This window comes from Nocardia sp. NPDC051981 (assembly GCF_040680715.1).
Lineage (GTDB): Bacteria > Actinomycetota > Actinomycetes > Mycobacteriales > Mycobacteriaceae > Nocardia.
Genome location: NZ_JBFAXK010000064.1, coordinates 1 through 3,520 on the forward strand (window position 1 = coordinate 1; position 3,520 = coordinate 3,520).

The following is a 3,520-nucleotide window of genomic DNA, read 5'->3' on the forward strand; positions in this document are numbered from 1 at the left end:
TCCCGCAGGAGGACATGCCGTTCCTGCCCGACGGCACGCCGGTCGACATCATCCTGAACACCCACGGTGTGCCGCGTCGTATGAACATCGGCCAGATCCTCGAAACCCACCTCGGGTGGATCGGCAAGGCGGGCTGGAACATTCGGCTCACCGACGGCATCCGCCCCCACTGGGCGCAGCGTCTGCCCGCGGAACTGCTATCCGCACAACCGGATACCAACCTCGCCACCCCGGTCTTCGACGGCGCCCGCACGGAAGAGCTGACCGGTCTGCTCGGCTCGACGCTGCCCAACCGCGACGGCGAGGTCATGGTCGGCGAGGACGGCAAGGCCACCCTCTTCGACGGCCGCACCGGCGAGCCGTTCCCCTACCCCATCGCCGTCGGCTACATGTACATCCTCAAACTCCACCACCTGGTCGACGACAAGATCCATGCGCGTTCGACCGGTCCGTACTCGATGATCACGCAGCAGCCGCTGGGTGGTAAGGCGCAGTTCGGTGGTCAGCGCTTCGGCGAGATGGAGTGCTGGGCCATGCAGGCGTACGGCGCGGCCTACACCCTGCAGGAACTCCTCACCATCAAGTCGGACGACGTTGTCGGCCGCGTGAAGGTGTACGAGGCGATCGTCAAGGGCGAGAACATCCCCGAACCGGGCGTCCCCGAATCCTTCAAGGTCCTGCTCAAAGAACTCCAATCTCTCTGCCTCAATGTCGAAGTCCTCTCCGCCGGCGCCGCCGTCGAACTCCAGCAACCCGACGACGACTTCGACCGCGCGGCCACCAATCTCGGAATCACCCTCACCCACAACGAATCCGCCACAATCACCGACCTGACCAGCTGATCCACCCGGCGGTGTGCCGTGTCCCGGCTCCCCGGGACGCGGCACACGCGCTGGTTCCAGCATTGCGACGACTCAACGCGGTTGGCAGGATGTCCGCCGTATGTCTTTTCATTCGAATAGTGCCCGAGACAGTCTCGAAGGGCTGTCCGTCGGGGATGCGTTGGGGGCGCAGTTCTTCGTGCCCGGGCGTTCGGTGCCCGAATTGATCGCCGGTCGGCCACCGGCCCCACCGTGGGAGTGGACCGATGACACCGAAATGGCCTGCACAGTTTTCGACGAGATCCGGGCGCGGGGCCGAATCGACCGCGATGCGCTGGCGGCGGCGTTCGCCGATCGGTGTGAGCCCTATCGGGGATACAGCGGCGGTACCGTCGCTCTACTGCACCAGATTCGCGATGGCCGACCCTGGGCTGATGTGGCGGGCGCGCTGTTCGACGGGCGCGGGTCCTGGGGCAATGGCGCGGCGATGCGGGTTGCCCCGCTCGGGGCGGCGTTCCCCGGGGAACTGGACCGGGTGGCGGCGCAGGCCGCGTTCTCGGCCGAGGTGACGCATCGGCACCCGGAAGCGATCATCGGCGCGATGGCCGTCGCCGTCGCGGCGAGCCACGCGGCGACCACGCGCGGAAAACACTGTGCGCCACACGAATTGCTCGACGCTGTCGAGCCGTATCTGGTCGATGGGCGTACCGCCGACGGCGTGCGCCGGGCGCGGAAGCTGCTGGGCCGATCGGTTGCCGAGGCGGCGTACGACCTCGGCAACGGCGCACAGGTCACCGCCCACGACACGGTGCCGTTCACACTCTGGACCGCCGCGACCTTCCTCCGGGACTACCCGGCCGCGATCACCGCGTGCGTGGAGGCGGGCGGTGACGCCGACACCACGGCCGCCATCGTCGGCGGAATCGTGGCCGCCCACACCGGCATCGGCACCGACGGCGACCTGCGCGGAGTGCCCCGCGAATGGCTATCGGCGCGGGAACCCCTGCCCTCCTGGGTGACGACACCCGCACGGTAATCGTCGGGCGGCACAGGCTCCGACACCACCGCCCGCAGGGCCGGCTACATCGACGGCGCTGCCGAATCCGACCACCGCGCGGCCGGGGAGATCGCCCTGCCCTCTCGCGGAGCAGCGTGCAACCGGTCGGGAACAACCCCCGCAGATCCGGATCACACGGACGGGCGCCGGGAGCGTTCGTCGATCCGGAAGTCATCGGCGGCCGCGGTGTGACCGGGCTCATGCCGACGCGGGGGCGAGTCCCCGGTCGCGGCGAGTGTGATGCTTGTCGGATTCCCTCGGCGGTAGACCGATCGTCATACTTGGTCGTTGTTTCGTGGCGGGCGGTCATTGCTCGCCGTACCGATCAGATGCTGGGGACCGCCCATGGGTGCGGTTCGGAGAGTTCCCGGCAGTTCTGGAGATCAGGAGGGTTGATGGATCGCCGTCGAGTGGCAATCGGGATTGTTGTCATCGGTCTCGCGTTGAGTGCCCCCACCGTGGCCGTGGGCGCGGGCTTGGCCGGGGCGGCACCGGTGACGGAGGGGTGCCACAGCGGTACCCGGGTTCCAACCGACGACCCACACGAGTACGACTCGTGCATCGCGGGTGAGTGGGGCAATGTGCGGCGGTGCCCGCCGTTCACGGTCGTCGATCAGACCGTGGACGGCGACGTCCGCTGCGTGGACGAGTGACATTCGCGCCTACGGCACACGGTTCCGGGGATCGGCCTCCGGTGCCGTGCACACCTGACGGGCGCTAGCCGGCGGGGACCGCCCGGGGCGCGGCAAGGCATTCCTCGACGAGTCGGACCGCCTCGGGCAATTCGATGTGGTCTTCCGGGTAGGCCCCGAGATGACCGCCGTCGGGGAGGACGGTGGCGACCGCGCCGAGCTCGCGGATCAGAACGCCCACGTGTTCGAGCGGGTCGGGCGCGTTGACCGGGTCGTCGATGGCCTGGAGCACCCGGAACTGCTTGGCGGCGGCGCGGATTCGCGTCCAGTCGAAGTCACCCGCGAAGAAGCCGGCGAGCAGGTCGTAGCCGACCTCGTGAACCGAGGCCGAGACCAGGACGACACCGGCGAAGACCCCCGCGGCCGGATCGTGCGCCTCGAGCACGCGCAGCACATTGACCGCGCCGATGCTGTGGCCGACCAGCACGGTGTCCTCGGGCCGACTCGCGGCGGCTACCACCGCCAACGCCTCGCGCCATGGATCACGCTGCGGCGCATCAGTATTCGGCAGATTGGGGATGACGACCTGATGCCCCCGACCGGTCAGCTCGGCGCGGAAGGGGGGAAACCAGACGCTGTCCGCACGGGCCTGCAGTCCGTGCGAGACCACGATGGTGCTCACTGCTCGATAGTCCTCTCGTTGTCGTTCCGACCATCGAGCCTGCACGACGACACTGGCATTCGACTGGCAAGGCCCTCGCCGCCGGTGTCGGGCGGGACAGGCGACGGCGTCGGACTCGTCGCCGGCGAAGGAGCCGCGGAAGCCGGGCGAGCGCCGGGAATCCGTCAGATGACGTACGGATGGCGTTGCAGAGCATCGCACAGCGCACCGCGGCGGGTGATCCCGAGTTCGTGTAAGAGCCTGGTGACAAAGGGTTAAATGGTGGCCAGGGTTGGCCCGTAGAGGGCCGGCCCGAGCTTTCTGATATGGCCTTGATGTGACCACTGCG

The 3,520-nt window shown here is 68.4% G+C and carries 3 protein-coding genes and 1 pseudogene; 3 read left to right on the plus strand and 1 reads right to left on the minus strand.

Features of this window, described 5'->3' with window-relative positions; translation table 11 throughout:
* The 3 genes and pseudogenes from AB0L60_RS42315 to AB0L60_RS42325 all read left to right on the plus strand — a co-directional run.
* A pseudogene (locus tag AB0L60_RS42315) lies at positions 1–842 on the plus strand (DNA-directed RNA polymerase subunit beta); the annotation flags it as partial.
* 100 nt (positions 843–942) lie between these two features.
* Entirely contained in the window at positions 943–1,857 is a 915-nt protein-coding gene (locus AB0L60_RS42320; protein ID WP_364626584.1) for an ADP-ribosylglycohydrolase family protein, read from the plus strand.
* Between the two features lie 416 nt (positions 1,858–2,273).
* Positions 2,274–2,531: a hypothetical protein gene (locus tag AB0L60_RS42325; protein ID WP_364626587.1), complete on the plus strand. Its 258-nt coding sequence runs from the start codon at positions 2,274–2,276 to the stop codon at positions 2,529–2,531.
* Between the two features lie 64 nt (positions 2,532–2,595).
* Here the strand turns inward: AB0L60_RS42325 and AB0L60_RS42330 are convergent, their stop codons facing one another.
* Positions 2,596–3,192 carry an alpha/beta fold hydrolase gene (locus AB0L60_RS42330; RefSeq protein WP_364626590.1) on the minus strand — a complete coding sequence of 199 codons (597 nt, stop codon included), beginning with the start codon at positions 3,190–3,192 and terminating at the stop codon, positions 2,596–2,598.
* Positions 3,193–3,520 lie beyond the last annotated feature (328 nt).